At 59.7% G+C, this 16,112-nt stretch carries 17 protein-coding genes and 1 pseudogene; 8 read left to right on the forward strand and 10 right to left on the reverse strand.

Annotated elements, in window-relative coordinates:
• Positions 1-182: 182 nt before the first annotated feature.
• Positions 183-944 carry an SDR family oxidoreductase gene (locus PSTU_RS0106870; protein ID WP_019340301.1) on the reverse strand — a complete coding sequence of 254 codons (762 nt, stop codon included), beginning with the start codon at positions 942-944 and terminating at the stop codon, positions 183-185.
• 212 nt (positions 945-1,156) lie between these two features.
• On the opposite strand from PSTU_RS0106870, the gene PSTU_RS0106875 reads away from it, so the two are divergent.
• Complete coding sequence (locus PSTU_RS0106875; protein WP_019340302.1) at positions 1,157-2,161, forward strand: NADP-dependent oxidoreductase; 1,005 nt, start codon at positions 1,157-1,159, stop codon at positions 2,159-2,161.
• Between the two features lie 48 nt (positions 2,162-2,209).
• Here PSTU_RS0106875 and pyrF read toward each other — a convergent pair whose 3' ends face one another.
• Positions 2,210-2,905: an orotidine-5'-phosphate decarboxylase gene (gene pyrF, locus PSTU_RS0106880; protein WP_019340303.1), complete on the reverse strand. Its 696-nt coding sequence runs from the start codon at positions 2,903-2,905 to the stop codon at positions 2,210-2,212.
• 145 nt (positions 2,906-3,050) lie between these two features.
• On the opposite strand from pyrF, the gene PSTU_RS21245 reads away from it, so the two are divergent.
• Together PSTU_RS21245 and PSTU_RS0106890 are read left to right on the forward strand one after the other, a co-directional pair.
• Complete coding sequence (locus PSTU_RS21245) at positions 3,051-3,218, forward strand: DUF2897 family protein (RefSeq protein WP_019340304.1); 168 nt, start codon at positions 3,051-3,053, stop codon at positions 3,216-3,218.
• Between the two features lie 144 nt (positions 3,219-3,362).
• On the forward strand, positions 3,363-5,942 hold the full coding sequence (locus PSTU_RS0106890) for an EAL domain-containing protein (protein ID WP_019340305.1): 2,580 nt from the start codon (positions 3,363-3,365) through the stop codon (positions 5,940-5,942).
• Between the two features lie 15 nt (positions 5,943-5,957).
• Here PSTU_RS0106890 and PSTU_RS0106895 read toward each other — a convergent pair whose 3' ends face one another.
• The 7 genes from PSTU_RS0106895 to PSTU_RS0106925 form a co-directional block, all read right to left on the reverse strand.
• Positions 5,958-6,470 (reverse strand): hypothetical protein, encoded by a 513-nt coding sequence (locus PSTU_RS0106895; protein WP_019340306.1) that lies wholly within the window; start codon positions 6,468-6,470, stop codon positions 5,958-5,960.
• 18 nt (positions 6,471-6,488) lie between these two features.
• Positions 6,489-7,919, reverse strand: a complete 1,431-nt coding sequence (locus PSTU_RS0106900; protein WP_019340307.1) for a PLP-dependent aminotransferase family protein — start codon at positions 7,917-7,919, stop codon at positions 6,489-6,491.
• Between the two features lie 111 nt (positions 7,920-8,030).
• Entirely contained in the window at positions 8,031-8,837 is an 807-nt protein-coding gene (locus PSTU_RS0106905; RefSeq protein WP_019340308.1) for an OmpA family protein, read from the reverse strand.
• Positions 8,834-9,145 (reverse strand): DUF4398 domain-containing protein, encoded by a 312-nt coding sequence (locus PSTU_RS0106910; RefSeq protein WP_019340309.1) that lies wholly within the window; start codon positions 9,143-9,145, stop codon positions 8,834-8,836. The genes PSTU_RS0106905 and PSTU_RS0106910 overlap by 4 nt, the downstream gene beginning before the upstream one ends.
• A 48-nt stretch (positions 9,146-9,193) precedes the next feature.
• Positions 9,194-10,018 (reverse strand): substrate-binding periplasmic protein, encoded by an 825-nt coding sequence (locus tag PSTU_RS0106915; RefSeq protein WP_019340310.1) that lies wholly within the window; start codon positions 10,016-10,018, stop codon positions 9,194-9,196.
• 126 nt (positions 10,019-10,144) lie between these two features.
• Entirely contained in the window at positions 10,145-11,074 is a 930-nt protein-coding gene (locus PSTU_RS0106920; protein WP_019340311.1) for an electron transfer flavoprotein subunit alpha/FixB family protein, read from the reverse strand.
• A complete protein-coding gene (locus tag PSTU_RS0106925) occupies positions 11,075-11,824 on the reverse strand; it encodes an electron transfer flavoprotein subunit beta/FixA family protein (RefSeq protein WP_019340312.1) in 750 nt (249 codons plus the stop codon).
• A 331-nt stretch (positions 11,825-12,155) separates the two neighbouring features.
• Here PSTU_RS0106925 and PSTU_RS0106930 point away from each other — a divergent pair, with 331 nt between their 5' ends.
• Complete coding sequence (locus PSTU_RS0106930; protein ID WP_019340313.1) at positions 12,156-13,811, forward strand: electron transfer flavoprotein-ubiquinone oxidoreductase; 1,656 nt, start codon at positions 12,156-12,158, stop codon at positions 13,809-13,811.
• A 212-nt stretch (positions 13,812-14,023) separates the two neighbouring features.
• On the opposite strand, the gene PSTU_RS0106935 is transcribed toward PSTU_RS0106930, so the two are convergent.
• Positions 14,024-14,233, reverse strand: a complete 210-nt coding sequence (locus PSTU_RS0106935) for a cold-shock protein (protein WP_019340314.1) — start codon at positions 14,231-14,233, stop codon at positions 14,024-14,026.
• Between the two features lie 337 nt (positions 14,234-14,570).
• On the opposite strand from PSTU_RS0106935, the gene PSTU_RS0106940 reads away from it, so the two are divergent.
• The 4 genes and pseudogenes from PSTU_RS0106940 to PSTU_RS20540 form a co-directional block, all read left to right on the forward strand.
• Positions 14,571-14,831: a hypothetical protein gene (locus PSTU_RS0106940; RefSeq protein ID WP_019340315.1), complete on the forward strand. Its 261-nt coding sequence runs from the start codon at positions 14,571-14,573 to the stop codon at positions 14,829-14,831.
• A complete protein-coding gene (locus PSTU_RS0106945) occupies positions 14,828-15,172 on the forward strand; it encodes a hypothetical protein (protein WP_019340316.1) in 345 nt (114 codons plus the stop codon). Before PSTU_RS0106940 ends, PSTU_RS0106945 begins: the two co-directional genes overlap by 4 nt.
• A gap of 72 nt (positions 15,173-15,244) precedes the next feature.
• Entirely contained in the window at positions 15,245-15,652 is a 408-nt protein-coding gene (locus PSTU_RS0106950; RefSeq protein ID WP_019340317.1) for an ester cyclase, read from the forward strand.
• Between the two features lie 175 nt (positions 15,653-15,827).
• Positions 15,828-16,112 (forward strand): annotated as a pseudogene (locus PSTU_RS20540) (glycerol-3-phosphate 1-O-acyltransferase); the annotation flags it as partial.

Here is a 16,112-nt window from a genome sequence, read left to right on the forward strand (position 1 = left end):
TGGGAGCGGTCTTGACCGCGATCTTTCTACTGCGACACCGCCGCTTCGCGGTCGAGACCGCTCCCACAAAAGCCCAACCCCGCCGTCATAGCCTCACCCGTGGGAGCGGTCTTGACCGCGACCCCTCTACTCAACACCGCCGCCCGTCGCGGTCAAGACGGCTACTACAGGGTTCGGCGCCGCTAGATTGCCGTCGCTCCACCGTCCACCGCCAATGCATGGCCGGTGGTAAACGCCGCAGCATCGCTGCAGAGATAAAGCACCGCGGCAGCAATTTCCTCGACCTTACCTACGCGACCGACCGGATGCATGGCGGCCGCGAACTCCGCCTTGCGCGGGTCCGCCTCATAAGCACGACGAAACATGTCGGTATCGATCACCGCAGGACAGACCGCGTTTACCCTGATCTTCTTCTTGGCGTACTCGATGGCCGCCGACTTGGTCAGGCCGATGACCGCATGCTTGGACGCCGAATAGATGCTCATCTTCGGTGCTGCCCCGAGGCCTGCCACCGACGCCGTGTTGACGATCGCACCACCACCCTGCGCGAGCATCAACGGCAGCTGGTGCTTCATGCACAGCCAGACCCCTTTGACGTTGACCCCCATGATCGCGTCGAACTCGGCCTCACTGCCTTCGGCCAGGCGCCCCTGTTCGATTTCGATCCCGGCATTGTTGAATGCATAGTCGATGCGCCCAAAGACCGCCACCGCCTGCTCGATCATCGCCTTGACCTCTGCGTCACGGGTGACGTCGCAGCGTACGAACACCGCCTCGCCGCCCGTCTCACGAATTGCCTCAGCGCATGCAGCGCCACCCGCTTCATCCACATCGACCACCACCACCTTTAACCCCTGCTCGGCAAACGCCAACGCCGTCGCGCGGCCAATGCCCGCAGCACCGCCGGTAACCAATGCGACCTGACCGGAAAAACACATGCTCATGCTAGATACCCTGATCGATTAAAGAAGGCGCGAGTCCGAATGTGACTGCAAGCGAAACGCTGGTCATGGTTATACCGCCATCCTCAACGTCGATTAAGTGTCAGCTGGCGATATCACTCACGCGGATGCCATTGCATTCCAGCGTGACCGCCTTGCTTGCGGTACTGCCTCAGGGAAGCTAAACCAAGGGCTTGCACACACAAGAGGCTTCCATGGACAAGACCAATCGCCAGTTTCTGCTGGCCAAGCGCCCGGTTGGCGCACCTAACCGCGAAACCTTCGAATTCGCCGAAAAGCCGCTGGGTGAACTCGGCCCGAACCAGATACTGGTGAAGAACGAGTATCTGTCGCTAGACCCAGCCATGCGGGGCTGGATGAATGATGCCAAGTCCTACATTCCACCGGTCGGCATTGGCGAGGTGATGCGTGCGCTCGGCGTGGGCAAGGTCATCGCCTCCCAACATCCCGGGTTCGCCGAGGGCGATTACGTGAATGGCGCGCTGGGCGTGCAGGACTACTTCCTCGGCGAGCCAAAGGGCTTCTATAAGGTCGATCCTAACCAGGCCCCGCTGCCTCGCTACCTGTCCGCGCTGGGCATGACTGGCATGACGGCCTATTTCGGCCTGCTGTCAGTGGGAGAGCCGAAAGCCGGCGAAACCGTGGTGATCTCAGGCGCAGCAGGCGCGGTTGGCAGCGTCGCGGGCCAGATCGCCAAGATCAAAGGCTGTCGCGTAGTCGGGATCGCCGGCGGTGCGGACAAGTGCCGCTTCCTTACCGAAGAGCTCGGTTTCGATGCGGCTATCGACTACAAGAGCGAAGACGTAGCCGCTGGCCTGAAGCGCGAATGCCCGAAAGGCGTTGATGTGTACTTCGACAACGTCGGCGGCGACATCCTCGACGCGGTGCTGACGCGCATTGCTGTGGGCGCACGCATCGTGATCTGCGGCGCCATCAGCCAGTACAACAACAAGGAAGCGGTCAAGGGACCAGCCAACTACCTGTCGCTGCTGGTCAACCGCGGCAGGATGCAGGGCATGGTGGTGATGGACTACGTTTCACGCTATCCAGAAGCCATGAAAGACATGGCAGGCTGGATGCAAAGCGGCGAGCTGAAGAGTAAGGAAGACATCGTCGAAGGGCTGGAAACCTTCCCAGAGACGCTGATGAAACTGTTCACCGGCGGCAACTTCGGCAAGTTGGTGCTGAAGGTCAGCTAAGCGGATGGTGAATGAGCCGGCCGAGGCCATCGCGGCCGGCTTTTTAGTTCACGCCAGCTCTGCGACGACCGCCGCCAGCGCTTGAGCCGGGTCCGCGGCCTGAGCGATTGGGCGGCCGATCACCAGGTAATCAGAACCTGCCTGAATTGCCTGCGCAGGCGTGAGAATGCGCCGCTGATCATCCGCTGCGCTGCCGGCGGGACGAATGCCCGGCGTCACCAGCTGCAGTCCGGCGAATTGCGCTTTCAGTGATTGCGCCTCCTGAGCTGAGCAGACCAGCCCATCCAGCCCAGCCTTTTCCGCCAGCCCCGCAAGCCGCAATACCTGCTGCTGCGGTTGCAGATCCAGCCCGATATCAGCTAGGTCCGCCTGCTCCATGCTGGTCAACACTGTTACGCCGATGAGCAGAGGCTTTGGCCCACTCAGCTTGTCCAGTGTGTCCCGGCAGGCGGCCATCATCCGCAGGCCACCCGAGCAATGTACGTTCACCATCCACACGCCCAGCTCGGCAGCCGCCTTGACGGCCATCGCTGTGGTATTCGGTATGTCGTGGAATTTCAGGTCGAGAAACACCTCGAACCCCTTAGCCTGCAACGCTTCGACCACTGACGGACCGCAGCGGGTGAACAGTTCCTTGCCAACCTTGACGCGGCACAACGCCGGGTCCAGCTGCTCGGCCAGTGCCAGCGCAGCATCACGGGAAGGAAAGTCGAGCGCAACGATAATCGGCGTCTGGCAGGGCATGGCAAGTCCTCGGCAAAATTCGGCGCGTATTGTCGCAGAAAAATAACGGCCAGGCGTTGCCACTCAGGCAGCGGCGCCGGGATGGCTTCACGCTGCAGCCCGGCGTAAGGTGGTGCGTATACAGATCAAGCTACTGGAGAATTTCATGCCTTGGTATATCTGGCTTCTACTGGCGCTCGTCATCGGCACGATCATCGGCGGCCTGCTGATGTTGCGTGCAGGGGCGCGCAAGATTCCGCTGACCGAAGAGCAAAAACAGCGCATTGCTCAGCGCAACGCCGAGGCCGACGCCCAAGACGCGCGGGATCGGTAAGTCCTCGCTGCCTTGGTTTGGTGTCGCACTCGCTAAGGCTCGACGCCAGACGATCGCGTGTCCAGCAAAGCACTGAACTGGAGGCCACGATGGCATTTAGCCATAAACCAAGCGATCATTCCGTCCTCTTTACAGGATGATTGAATGCCCGCTTCTCACCCCCTCGCCGAACACATCGATCCCAACGCTAAAAGTACATTCGCTCGCCGCATTCTTCCGGGCATTGCGTGCCTGTTGGCGGTTGCGCTGTTGGCGGCTGCCGTTGCAGTTATCCAGATCGCCAGGACCATCGACAATGATGCGCTTGTACGGGAGCGTTTCCTCACAGGCAAGGCATTTGAAGCGCACCGGCGCGGCATGAGCCGTCACGTGGCGGATAACGCATTCTGGGGCGATGCCTATGCAAATCTGAGCACACGGGTAAATCTGGACTGGGCATACGAACAGGCAAACCTGGGACCTTCGCTGTACGAAGACTTTGGCTACGAGGCCGTGTTCGTCATCGACCCGGAAGGCAAAACCACCTACTCGGTCATCCGCGGTGAGCTCGTTCAGGTCGATGCTCAGCAATGGCTCAAGAACGGGTTGCAAACACTGCTGACCGATGCGCGGATCGCCCTCGAGGATGATGAGACTTCCGCTGGTGTGCTCACTGCCGAAGGACAGCCAGCCATGGCGAGTGCGGCGGTGATGACCACCGGCGGCAGCGATATCGATGAGCACCCCGGCCCGGCCTCGGTACTGGTCTTCGTTGACCTGTTGGACGCCGAGCGACTCCTCGAGCTAGGCGAAGCGTATGCAGTTGAAGGGCTTCGCGTGGTCGATGGCAGCGAGCACATCGCTGGCGCACTGACCGAGCTGATCAGGCTCGACGGATCGCCGGTGCGCTTTATCTGGAGCGTGTCGCAGCCCGGTGAATATCTGCTGTGGATGACACTGCCGGTCCTTGGCGCCGTAACCCTCGGGCTTGGCCTGCTGGCTTGGCTGCTGTTGTGCCAGGCGCTCAAGACGGTACGTATCATGGATGCAGGCTACAAGCGCCTGGCGAGCAGCCGCACCGCGTTGGCGGCCAGCGAAGAACGCTTTCGTGACGTGGCAGAAGCCGCTTCCGACTGGATCTGGGAAACGGACCAGAACGCCCAGCTGACCTATTTGTCCGCCCGCTTCGAGGAGATTACCGGGCATGCGGCTTCGACCTGGATTGGCCGCCCGCTGATCGATCTGCTGGTCACCGATCACGCCGCGCTACAGGACTGGCTCACCGGTAAACACAGCGTACCGCTGCGTTGCAGCTACCACGCCGCCGATGGATGCGTGCGCCATTGCCGCTTGTCCGCTCGAGAAATTCGCAACGGCGGCCAGCTGCTCGGATATCGCGGCACCGCCAGCGATGTAACCGAAGAGACTAAGGCTCAGGCTCGGGTCCAGTATCTGTCTCAGCATGATGCGTTGACGGGCTTACCCAACCGCAACCGGTTACGCGACTACCTCGAAAGCAAGCTCAACTCACTGACTACCGCATCGCGGCTGACCGTTCTCTATATCGATCTGGATCGCTTCAAGCCGGTAAACGACACCCTCGGTCACGGCGCCGGCGACGAAGTCCTCACTGGGGTCGCCAATCGCCTGAAACAGTGCATCAGAGGTGACGATTTGGTGGCCCGCCTGGGCGGCGACGAGTTCGTGATGGTAATGAGCCGTCTGCAACACAACGAAGACATCGAAATGCTCTGCGCGCGCGTTGTCGGCGCAATCAGCGAGCCATTCAGCTATGAAGACAAGCTGATCCATATCGGCGCCAGCGTGGGGATCGCCGTGGCGCCGACCGATGCCAACCAGGCTAGCGAACTGCTGCGGTGCGCCGATATCGCCCTCTACCAGGCCAAGGCCGACGGGCGTGGCACCTGGTGCTTCTACGGCAGCGAGATGGACAAACGACTGCATGAAAGACGCTGCCGAGAGGACGAGCTGCGTCAGGCAATCGCCGAGGGCCAGTTCGAAGCGTATTACCAGCCCCGCTACCTGAGCAAAGACATGAGCATCAACGGTGCTGAAGCGTTGCTGCGCTGGCACCACCCCAGCCGGGGCCTGCTGCTACCTGAACACTTCGTTCCGCTCGCAGAGGAAACCGGGCTGATCGTGCAGCTGGGCGAGTGGGTGCTGCGCGAGGCCTGCTTCGAGGCAGCAAATTGGGTTGATGAGCTGGTCGTGTCAGTCAATCTTTCGCCGCTGCAACTGCGCGTTGGCGATTTGTACCAGATGATTGTCAGTGCACTTGAGGACAGCGGTCTGCCCGCAAACCGCCTGGAGCTGGAGATTACTGAAACCGCATTGCTGCAGGAAAACGAGAGCACACTGGCTGTGCTCAATCGATTGAAGTCGCTCGGTTTGCGGCTTGCAATGGATGATTTCGGTACCGGCTACTCATCCCTGAGCAACCTACGTAACTACCCGTTCGACATGATCAAGATCGACGGCAGCTTCGTTACCGGGATGTCTCATTCAAATGAAAGCCATTCGATCGTCAAAGCCTTGATCGATCTTGGCCATGGGCTGCGCATGCGTGTCACTGCCGAAGGTGTGGAAACGCTGGAACAACTGAACTTGCTGCTCGCCGACGGCTGTAGCGAACTGCAAGGGTTTCACATGAGCCATCCATTGCCGGCCGCGGAACTCAATGCACTGCTCAACAGCACGCGGCCACGCGAGGAGACGAAACAATAATCCAGCAGCAACCGGTCAACGTTTGAGCTCGAAATTGATCTGCGCCCCATCGATAAGGGCTTCGTCCTGGGCCGTTCCTGGCAGCAGCTCGCCGCTCATCTGCAGCGAGCGAGAACTCTGGCTGGACTCGAACAGCGGTGGAAGGAGGTTCAGGGGCGTCGGCTCGTCAGTTGGCTCGAGATTTTCGGCCCACTCTTCCGGAAGGCTCAGGTCGAGATCTGGCTCAGGCAATTTGACCTTTTCTACCTTGTTCTTGGGCTCGGCGGTAGAAGGCTTGGTCTTTGGCGCAGGTGCAACGGGATCGGTCGATCGCTGGTTGGGAGTCACTTCCAGGGCAGGCTCATTTTCAATCTCGATCCCGATACTGTCCAAGCTGTCCGGAGCGTCCAGCCTGGGCTCGGCTTCTACGGGCGCAGCTGCGTCAGGTGGCGAAACGGCGATCTTTGGCGGACTGGGAGGCTTCGGCTGATCCGGAACCTCGTCACAGGCGGCAAGTAGCGACAGCCCTATAAATATCAGCCACCTCATTTTCCACGCTCCCGTCATTTAGCTCATTTGTCGGCAAAGCTCCCCGGCAAGCTCACCTAAGGTCTTCAATGCTCGCTCCGCCTCGGCCGTCCAGGGCAGCGCGCAGTTGAGCCGCACACAGTGATTGAACTGCTCGGTATTACTGAAAATCAGACCCGGCGCGATGCTGATCCCCCGCTTCAACGCCTGCACGTGCAACTCCTTGGTATTCACCCGAGCAGGCAAGCTGACCCAGAGAATGAATCCGCCCGTAGGCCGAGTCATCTGTGTGCCCTCAGGAAAGTGGCGCTGCACGGCCAACTGAAAAGCGCTGAGGTTCTTTCGATACTCATGGCGGATATACCTTAGGTGGCGGTCATACCCTCCGTTTTCGAGATAAGCGGCGACGCCCATCTGTGTGACGCTGCAGGCCGAATGCGTACTGAAGGTCTGCAGGCGCTTCACCTCTTCGCGGTAGCGGCCTGGCAGTATCCAGCCGATACGCACACCCGGCGAAATGGTCTTGGAGAAGCTCGAGCAATAAATCACTCGCCCCTCGGTGTCATTGGACTTGAGCGCCCGGACCGCCCCGACGTCGAACAATAACTCGCCATAGATATCGTCTTCGACAATCTGGATGTCGAAATTCGCCGCCAGTTTTAATAACTGCTTCTGCCGTCCGTCGGGGATGCTGCCACCGAGCGGATTACTCAAACGCGCCGTCAGCACTAGCGCCTTGATCGGCCACTGGCTAGCCGCGAGCTGCAACGCCTCGAGGCTGAGCCCGGTATCCGGATCGCAGGGAATCTCGATGACCTTGAGCCCGAGCAAATCGGCGAGCTGAAGCAAACCGTAATAACTGGGCGATTCCGCTGCGATCAAATCGCCGGGTTTGGTCAGCACGCGCAAGGACATCTGTAACGCATCGACACAGCCGTGCGTGATCACCACTTCGTCAGGCCCGACGACCACACCCGCGTCGCGCATGCGAATCGCCACTTGGCGGCGCAGCGGCTCATAACCCGGACTGAACATGTAGGTGAACGCCTGCTGGCTCTGGAAACGAGTGACCTTGGCAAGCTGCTGATGCAGTGCACGGACAGGCAAATAATCTACATGCGGTACGGCAGCGCCCAACGGTATGAGCCCGTCACGGCGTGACTCACTGAGCACCTGATTGATAATGCTGCTGCGCGTGACCAGCGTCGGTCGTTCGACCTGAGCAATGTCCGGCGTAGGGGCGGTCAAGGCGGGGGTGTGATGCACGTAAAAACCCGACTGCGGACGGGCACGGATCATTCCTTGGTCTTCAAGATTGGCATAGGCCTGCAGAACGGTCGCGTGGCTCACGTTCAGCTGCATGCTCATCTTGCGCACCGAGGGCACTCGCTCACCCGGCCGATACACGCCTCGACGAATATCGTCGGCGAGCTGGTGTGCGATGCGCTGATAAAGCAACAGATTGGTCATAACGTCCGTTCCCGCCAACTGGACCATAACAGTAGTACAACACCGCTATGCAGGACCAATACAGTTGCTGGTTAACTCGCCGACACAGTCGGTTACGTTTATCGAGTCTTTTCAGCGTGGGCTGCTCAGGCGTCCTTGCTCATCGGAAAACAGGATCTCGACTCGACGGTTCTGCGCACGCCCGCGCGCCGATGCGTTTTCCGCCACGCGATATTGCTCGCCGTAGCCAACCACTTCGATGCGTCCCGCATCGACTCCGAGACTTTGCATGAACTCACCCACCGTCTGCGCGCGCGCCTTAGACAATGCAAGGTTCTCGACCCCATCACCCCGATTGTCGGTATAGCCTTCAATCCGGACCCGCCGTTTGGGATTGAGCTGCAGAAAATGAACGACCTTGAGCAGCGTGCGGTTGGCCGCTGATCCCAGTTCGGCACTGGACGGTCTGAACAAGACATCCCCAAGGGTCATGACCAGGCCGCGGTCAGTCTCGGCGGCTGCCAGGCTGACCATCTGATCCTCCAACCAGCTGCCCTGGTGTTGCATGTCGAGTATTCGGGCCTCCTGTACAGCCTCACGCAGACGCTCGCGTTCCATCTTCAGTTGGGTCGCGCGCCGCTGGTTCTGTAGCTGTTCGCTGTGCTGGCTGGCAATCTCGCTATAACGCTTGCTGAGGTAGGCATAATGAATGACGTCCTCTGCACTGCCCCAGTAGCCGGCGAACCGCTTGGCCCGGTCCAGCGACTCGCCCGCCCGCATCACATCCTTGGGGGCATCCTGAAGGATTTGCGGCACTTCGCTGATGCGCTGGAACGCCGTGGCTGCCTCGTCCAGCTGCTGTTGCGACTCGTGTGTTGTACAACCCTGGAGCGCGCCAAACGCTACCAGCAGAGCGGGTATCAGATAGGCCGGCTTCACTGCAACGCTCCCAACTGTTCACGCAAGCGCGCAATGCGGCGGTGCAATTCCGCCAGCTCCTGCTGACTCTTCTCGTTCAGAACGCGAGCCTCTGCCAGCCGCGCATCAAGCTCGGCTTGCTCAGCCTGCAGACGAGCCTCTCGATAACACTCATCCTTCATCGCGGCGACCGCAGCCGTATATTTTTGCTCCGCCTGCGTCAGTTCCGGCGTCTGCTCTGTAGCACCCACCGAGTGTGCCTGGCGCAACGCTTGTTCGGTAAGCCGCAGCTGTTCAGTGGGTGCGGGATCGCTGGCGCAGCCAGCCATCGCCAGAAGCACGAGCGTGCCGCAAAGATGTTTTATCAAGTGAGAGTCCTAGCGTTGCGAATTGCGTGTCGGCGCTGGCTGCTGCTTCCAGCGTTCGAGGTTTTCCACCAGCAGTTGCTGCGGTACCCCCGCGGCGCGCAATTCTGTCATTTTTATCGCAAGCTGTCCGCGCAGCCACGGGCCATTACAGGCCGAATCGTGAGCGACTGCAAAGTGCAAACCACGACTGAAAACCGGTGGCTCCAAGCGCTGTATATCGGCGAGCAATCCTTGCCGGGCGGCATATGCAATAAGGCTGTAGCGCTCATGCAGCACATAATCGGCCTTGCCCGCCGACAGCCTGTTCAGGGCTTCGGCGAGGCTTGGAGCAGAGCGTAAACGCAGATTCTTCTGGGCATAACGCTCGAACGCGCTGCCAAATCCTGCAGCTTTCACATAGGCGCCCGAGCGACCTGCCAGGTCCTCTCGGCTTGAATAGAGAAAGCCAGGCTCCCGTCCCACCCAGGCGGACATCTGCAAAGCCGTGATCGACGGATGAATGAAATCCAGAAATGCCAGTTCTTCCGGCGCCAGAACTGCATCGGCCAGCACGTCTACCCGCCCGCTGCGGACCTGCTCCAGCGCCGCGCTCGCATCGCCGGTGTAGAGAACTTCGAGCTTCAAATCGAGCGAGTCGGTGATCTTTTTCAGCAGATCAGCGTTCGCACCCACAAGACGCTTCGGGTTCTGCGGGTCACGCCAGAGAAACGGCGGGTTGTCTGCAGCGCCGGTCGCGATCAGCCGATCACACTTTGCCGCCGCCGCGTGCGCCGCGACGGGTGTTGCCAACAACAGGGCGAGCAAAGCGGACTTCAGCGAAACGGCACAGCGCATAGAAACCTCGTTGGTCGGAATTGGACAGGCTTCTTCTCGGGCCTGCCGGAATCTTACCATTGGCCAGCGCAGCCAAGCGCCCATAAAAAAACCCGCTGCGAGAGCGGGTTTTTCCAAGCGGCTCAGTTACACGAGCTGCTCCAGTTCCGGCAGGATTTCGAACAAATCGCCCACCAGGCCGTAATCGGCGACCTGGAAGATTGGCGCTTCTTCGTCCTTGTTGATCGCGACGATCACTTTGGAGTCCTTCATGCCCGCCAGGTGCTGGATGGCACCGGAAATGCCGACGGCGATGTACAGCTGCGGTGCGACGATTTTGCCGGTCTGGCCAACCTGCATATCGTTCGGCACGAAGCCGGCATCGACCGCCGCACGCGATGCGCCAACGGCGGCGCCGAGCTTGTCTGCCAGCGAGTACAGGTGCTTGAAGTTGTCACCGTTCTGCATACCGCGACCACCGGAAACGACGATCTTCGCGGCCGTCAGTTCAGGACGATCGGACTTGGCCAGTTCTTCACCCACGAACGCCGAAACGCCCGCATCACCAGTACCGGACACCTGCTCGACAGCAGCCGAACCGCCCTCGGCATTTACCGGGTCAAACCCGGTGGTGCGCACGGTAATAACCTTGATCGCAGCGCTCGACTGCACGGTAGCAATGGCATTACCGGCATAGATCGGGCGTTTGAAGGTATCCGCGCTTTCGACAGCGATGATTTCAGAGATCTGATCGACGTCCAGCTTGGCGGCGACGCGTGGCAGGAAGTTCTTGCCGTTGGTGGTGGCAGCAGCCAGTACGTGGCTGTAATCCTTCGCCAGATCGGCAATCAGCGGCGCAACGTTTTCCGGCAGCTGGTTGGCGTAGGCAGCATCATCGGCGACCAGCACCTTGGCAACGCCTTCGATCTTGGCAGCTGCCTCACCGATCGCAGCGCAACCGGCACCCGCGACCAGCACATGAATGTCGCCGCCGATAGCTTTTGCAGCAGCCACGGTGTTCAGAGTGGCCGCAGCCAGAACGGCATTGTTGTGTTCAGCGATAACCAGGATAGTCATTTAGATTACCTTCGCCTCGTTCTTCAGTTTCTCGACCAGTTCAGCCACGGACTTGACCTTGATACCAGCGCTGCGTGCAGCCGGCGCTTCGACTTTCAGGGTCTTCACGGTGGAGGTAGTGGTTACGCCCAGCGCGTCCGGCATCAGCACTTCCAGCGGCTTTTTCTTGGCCTTCATGATGTTGGGCAGCGACGCGTAGCGCGGCTCGTTCAGGCGCAGGTCGGTGGTCACGATTGCCGGCAGGTTCAGCGCAACGGTTTGCGCGCCGCCGTCGATTTCACGCTCAACGTTTACCTTGTCGCCCGACACTTCGACTTTCGAGGCGAAAGTGCCCTGAGCAAACCCGGTCAGCGCGCCCAGCATCTGGCCGGTCTGGTTGTTATCACTGTCAATGGCCTGTTTGCCAAGGATCACCAGCTGCGGCTGCTCCTTGTCGACTACAGCCTTCAGAAGCTTAGCAACCGCCAGGGAATTGAGTTCTTCGCTGGACTCGACCAGCACGGCGCGGTCGGCACCCAGCGCCAGCGCGGTGCGCAGCTGCTCCTGGGCAGCGGTCGGACCAATGGATACGACAACGATCTCGCTTGCGACGCCTTTTTCTTTCAGGCGTACGGCTTCTTCCACAGCGATCTCGCAGAAGGGATTCATCGACATTTTTACGTTGGCGAGGTCGACGCCGGAGTTGTCCGCCTTGACGCGAACCTTGACGTTGTAATCGACCACTCGTTTGACAGCTACAAGAATCTTCATGGATTCCTCGTTACTCTCCGGTGAATAGAATTTCGCCGAGGCGAACCGAGCCATGCTCAAGGACCGGGCCGCCTTTAGCCTTCGGACCTGTTCGGCGAGCACAAAACTGCCCGTATCTTGACTGCAGGCAACAGCTGGGGTCAACAACGCAAATGACCCGTTATAAACCGCTGTTTCCGGATTCTATCAGCCTTGAGAGAAATTCAAACAAACGTTTGTATTGGACCCTTCTGGGCGTCTATATATAATGCGGCAGCTCGGCTTGGTCAGGGATACGATCCAGCCCTTCCACTATCTATAAAACAATCAAGCCTTGAGTAGGAGATAGCCAATGGAACGCGAATACATGGAATTCGACGTGGTCATCGTCGGCGCCGGCCCCGCGGGCTTGTCCGCTGCCTGCCGACTGAAGCAACGAGCCGCCGATGCCGGAAAGGAAATCAGCGTCTGCGTCGTTGAGAAGGGTTCCGAAGTAGGCGCCCACATCCTCTCTGGTGCCGTGTTCGAGCCGCGCGCGCTGAATGAACTCTTTCCCAACTGGAAAGAACTCGAAGCGCCACTCAATACCCCGGTCAAGCGCGACGACATCTATCTGCTCAAGACTGCCGAAGCCGCCCGCAAGCTGCCCAATGCGCTGGTTCCCAAAACCATGCACAACGAAGGCAACTACATCATTTCGCTGGGCAATCTGTGTCGCTGGCTGGCCCAGCAGGCCGAGAATCTTGGGGTCGAGATCTACCCCGGCTTTGCGGCTCAGGAAGCGCTGATCGACGAACAAGGCGTGGTTCGCGGCATTCTCACCGGTGATCTCGGCGTGGATCGCGAAGGCAATCCTAAGGAAGGCATGTACACCCCCGGCATGGAGCTGCGCGCGAAGTACACCCTGTTCGCCGAAGGCTGCCGTGGCCATATCGGCAAGCAACTGATCAACCGATTCCAGCTCAATGCAAACGTCGATCCGCAGCACTACGGGATTGGTATCAAGGAGCTCTGGGACATCGACCCAGCCAAGCACGAGCAAGGGCTGGTCGTGCACACTGCTGGCTGGCCGCTGAACGATGACAACACCGGCGGCTCCTTCCTTTATCACCTGGAAAACAACCAGGTGGTGGTCGGCCTGATCGTCGACCTGTCCTACAGCAATCCATACCTTTCGCCGTTCGATGAGTTCCAGCGCTACAAGCATCACCCGGTGATCAAGCAATATCTGGAGGGTGGCAAGCGCGTTTCCTACGGCGCGCGGGCGATCGCCAAGGGTGGCATCAATTCGCTGCCGAAGATGGTGTTCAATGGCGGCGCATTGATCGGTTGCGATGCTGGCACCCTGAACTTCGCCAAGATCAAGGGCAGCCACACCGCCATGAAATCCGGCATGCTGGCGGCAGAAGCGGTAGCGGACGCCCTGTTTGCCGGCCGTGAAGGTGGCGATGAATTGACGGGCTATGAAGAGGGTTTCAAGGCCAGCTGGCTCTACCAGGAGCTGTATGCGAGCCGCAACTTCGGTGCCGCGATTCACAAGTGGGGCGCGGTAAAGGGCGGCGCGTTCAACTTCATCGACCAGAACATTTTCAGCGGCAAGATCCCGTTCACGCTGCACGACACCAAGCCGGACTATGCGTGCCTGAAGACCGCCGCCGAGTCGAAAAAGATCGACTACCCCAAACCTGACGGCAAGCTCAGCTTCGACAAGCTCAGTTCGGTGTTCCTCTCCAACACCAACCATGAAGAAGAACAGCCGGTCCATCTCAAGCTCACCGATCCGAGCATCCCGATCGAGAAGAATTTACCGCTGTACGACGAGCCCGCCCAACGCTACTGCCCGGCCGGCGTCTACGAGGTGGTAGACAATGACGATGGCAGCAAGCGCTTCCAGATCAACGCGCAGAACTGCGTGCATTGCAAGACTTGTGACATCAAAGACCCCGCGCAGAACATCACCTGGGTCGCGCCGGAAGGCACCGGGGGGCCCAATTACCCCAACATGTAAGCACGGCTCCCCTGGAGCTTAACGAACCCCGCCTCGGCGGGGTTTTGCTTTTATGGTGCTCCGACAGCTCACCGAATAAACATCCGCTGCCGAGCGCACCGGCCACGCGTTCCTGCCTGCGGAAAAATCTTCCGAAAACGAAAAGCCCCGGCCGGGGCCAGGGCTCTTGTTCTGCTAAACACCCGAACGGCTGTTTAGCCAATAGCGGGCGATCAACGCCCGGCTACGTCCTCGGCCTGAAGGCCCTTCTGACCCTGGGTAACCGAAAACTCCACCTGTTGCCCTTCGGCTAGCGAACGGTGGCCTTCGCCACGAATCGCCTGGTAATGCACAAACACATCTGCACCACTCGCCCGCTGAATAAAGCCATAACCCTTGGCATCATTGAACCATTTGACCGTTCCGGTCTCGCGCTCAGCCATCCTACTTCTCCAACTCAATTCTTATTATTTCGCTCACGAATGAGCCACCCGGCCTGGTCATCGACGATCAGGGCCAGCGCCGAATATAGCGCAGCGGGCCTGACCAATGCCCTCTCATTCGGCAGCGTTCTCGCCATTTACCAAGCGCCACAGTGCAAAACCTTGGCCCGCGTAGACGGCGGGCGCTGTTCAGTGGTTGCACAGGAAACCGAAATACATCGACACGGCAGTTGTCACGGCAGATATGTGATTCTCGGTAGCATACCGGCGGTGGCCTGCCTGCTTGTTCCCGCTTCTCAGGTTTTGTTGCCATGTTACGGAGTCATCGAGAGGATTCATGGCAAGCCTTATCGCACCACTACTGCTGGCGAGTTATTTGCGTTGGCGCCGTGTTAGAGCACTGATAGCGATTGCCGTCGCCGGGCTGATTATGCCGACATTGGTGGCGTTCACAGCCTTCATTTACCCCGCGGATCTTCCCGCCGCGGACGTTGCGTCGATCCTCAAGGCTGGCGGCTTCGATCAGCCGGCGCTGTTCTATCAGGCCGGCTTGATCCATGCCTGGTTCTCAAAACGCCCGGCTGGCGAGGCGCCATGAGCCGGTTCTGGATACTGCCTTTCCTGATCGCCGCGCTGGCAGGCGCGTCTATCTGGGCTTTGTCGCCCTGGATCACCGGCCAGGCTGAGCCCTGGGACGCAGGCCTGTACTACAGCGGCGCGCTGCTGGCAGCGGGCTTGCTCTCGGGCGTCGCGGTGCCGAAGCCGCTCTGGGCGCACTACCTGGGTGGCACAGTCGGGCAGGCGCTGTACCTGTTGCTGTTCGTGCCGCCCAGCCCCTTGATGGCGGTAGGCCTGATGTTTCTGCTGGTGTGGTCACTGCTGTTGCTGGTCGGCGCCTATGCCGGTGCTCGCTTTAGTGCTCGCCGCCACGCGACATAACACAGTGCGCGCATCCGGCGAAGCTGAACTAGGGTGTTGCAGACCGACAACGCACCCCGCCGAGGATTGCCGATGACTCCAGCAGAACTGGCCAGCATCTATCGAAAGTACATCGCCTGTCTGAACGCCAGGGACTGGCCGAATCTAGGGCGCTTCGTGCATGACGAGGTGAGTCATAACGGCAAGCGAATCGGCCTGGCCGGCTATCGCCAGATGTTGGAGAACGACTACGCCAGCATTCCCGATCTGCGCTTCAACATCGAATTGCTGGTTGCCGAGCCCCCTTATGTCGCGAGCCGGCTGCAATTCCACTGTTCGCCAAAAGCCCCGTTTCTGAAGCTGGACGCCGACGGGCGGAAGATTTCGTTCGCGGAGAATGTCTTTTACGCCTTCAAGGACGGGAAGATCTACGAGGTCAGTTCAATCATCGACAAGGCCGCCATCGAAGCGCAGCTGTCGACTCGGCCCGGGGATGCCTGACGCTCCGCTCGCACAACTCGGTTCGAGTCGACAGGCAGTCATACCTGCGGTGGAAAACGCTTCGCGGTTTTCCACCCTATGCACACATCGGGCATCAATTTTTTTGTCCGCTGCCTGCGCTTGCGGCACACTTGCCGCCTTCGAGGGCCCTGCCCCTTTTTAGCCGAATCTTTGTATGACCCGCTCCCCCATTCGTCGTCTGCTCTTCTCCATCGTGCGCCGCGTCCTGTATTTCTGGGTGCGCTCGGAAACCATCAATCAATCCGCTTTTACCCTCAAGTTGGACCGCAGCAAGCCGGTGTTCTATGTGTTGCAACGCGCTTCGCTAAGTGACCTGGCAGTGCTCGATCATGAGTGCAGCAAGGCCGGTCTGCCGCGCCCGGTAGCCGATGTAGCAGTAGGCGATCATATTGAGCCGGCTGCCTTTATCTTTCTCAACCCCGCCGCCAGCTGGTTCGGC

Origin of the sequence: Stutzerimonas stutzeri SDM-LAC (genome assembly GCF_000235745.1) — a bacterium.
GTDB lineage: Bacteria > Pseudomonadota > Gammaproteobacteria > Pseudomonadales > Pseudomonadaceae > Stutzerimonas > Stutzerimonas stutzeri_H.

Coding starts and splice junctions, on each gene's coding strand:
- PSTU_RS0106870 (WP_019340301.1), bottom strand. CDS start 944: ATGAGCATGTGTTTTTCCGGTCAGGTCGCATTGGTTACCGGCGGTGCT.
- PSTU_RS0106875 (WP_019340302.1), top strand. CDS start 1,157: ATGGACAAGACCAATCGCCAGTTTCTGCTGGCCAAGCGCCCGGTTGGC.
- pyrF (WP_019340303.1), bottom strand. CDS start 2,905: ATGCCCTGCCAGACGCCGATTATCGTTGCGCTCGACTTTCCTTCCCGT.
- PSTU_RS21245 (WP_019340304.1), top strand. CDS start 3,051: ATGCCTTGGTATATCTGGCTTCTACTGGCGCTCGTCATCGGCACGATC.
- PSTU_RS0106890 (WP_019340305.1), top strand. CDS start 3,363: ATGCCCGCTTCTCACCCCCTCGCCGAACACATCGATCCCAACGCTAAA.
- PSTU_RS0106895 (WP_019340306.1), bottom strand. CDS start 6,470: ATGAGGTGGCTGATATTTATAGGGCTGTCGCTACTTGCCGCCTGTGAC.
- PSTU_RS0106900 (WP_019340307.1), bottom strand. CDS start 7,919: ATGACCAATCTGTTGCTTTATCAGCGCATCGCACACCAGCTCGCCGAC.
- PSTU_RS0106910 (WP_019340309.1), bottom strand. CDS start 9,145: ATGGCTGGCTGCGCCAGCGATCCCGCACCCACTGAACAGCTGCGGCTT.
- PSTU_RS0106915 (WP_019340310.1), bottom strand. CDS start 10,018: ATGCGCTGTGCCGTTTCGCTGAAGTCCGCTTTGCTCGCCCTGTTGTTG.
- PSTU_RS0106920 (WP_019340311.1), bottom strand. CDS start 11,074: ATGACTATCCTGGTTATCGCTGAACACAACAATGCCGTTCTGGCTGCG.
- PSTU_RS0106925 (WP_019340312.1), bottom strand. CDS start 11,824: ATGAAGATTCTTGTAGCTGTCAAACGAGTGGTCGATTACAACGTCAAG.
- PSTU_RS0106930 (WP_019340313.1), top strand. CDS start 12,156: ATGGAACGCGAATACATGGAATTCGACGTGGTCATCGTCGGCGCCGGC.
- PSTU_RS0106935 (WP_019340314.1), bottom strand. CDS start 14,233: ATGGCTGAGCGCGAGACCGGAACGGTCAAATGGTTCAATGATGCCAAG.
- PSTU_RS0106940 (WP_019340315.1), top strand. CDS start 14,571: ATGGCAAGCCTTATCGCACCACTACTGCTGGCGAGTTATTTGCGTTGG.
- PSTU_RS0106945 (WP_019340316.1), top strand. CDS start 14,828: ATGAGCCGGTTCTGGATACTGCCTTTCCTGATCGCCGCGCTGGCAGGC.
- PSTU_RS0106950 (WP_019340317.1), top strand. CDS start 15,245: ATGACTCCAGCAGAACTGGCCAGCATCTATCGAAAGTACATCGCCTGT.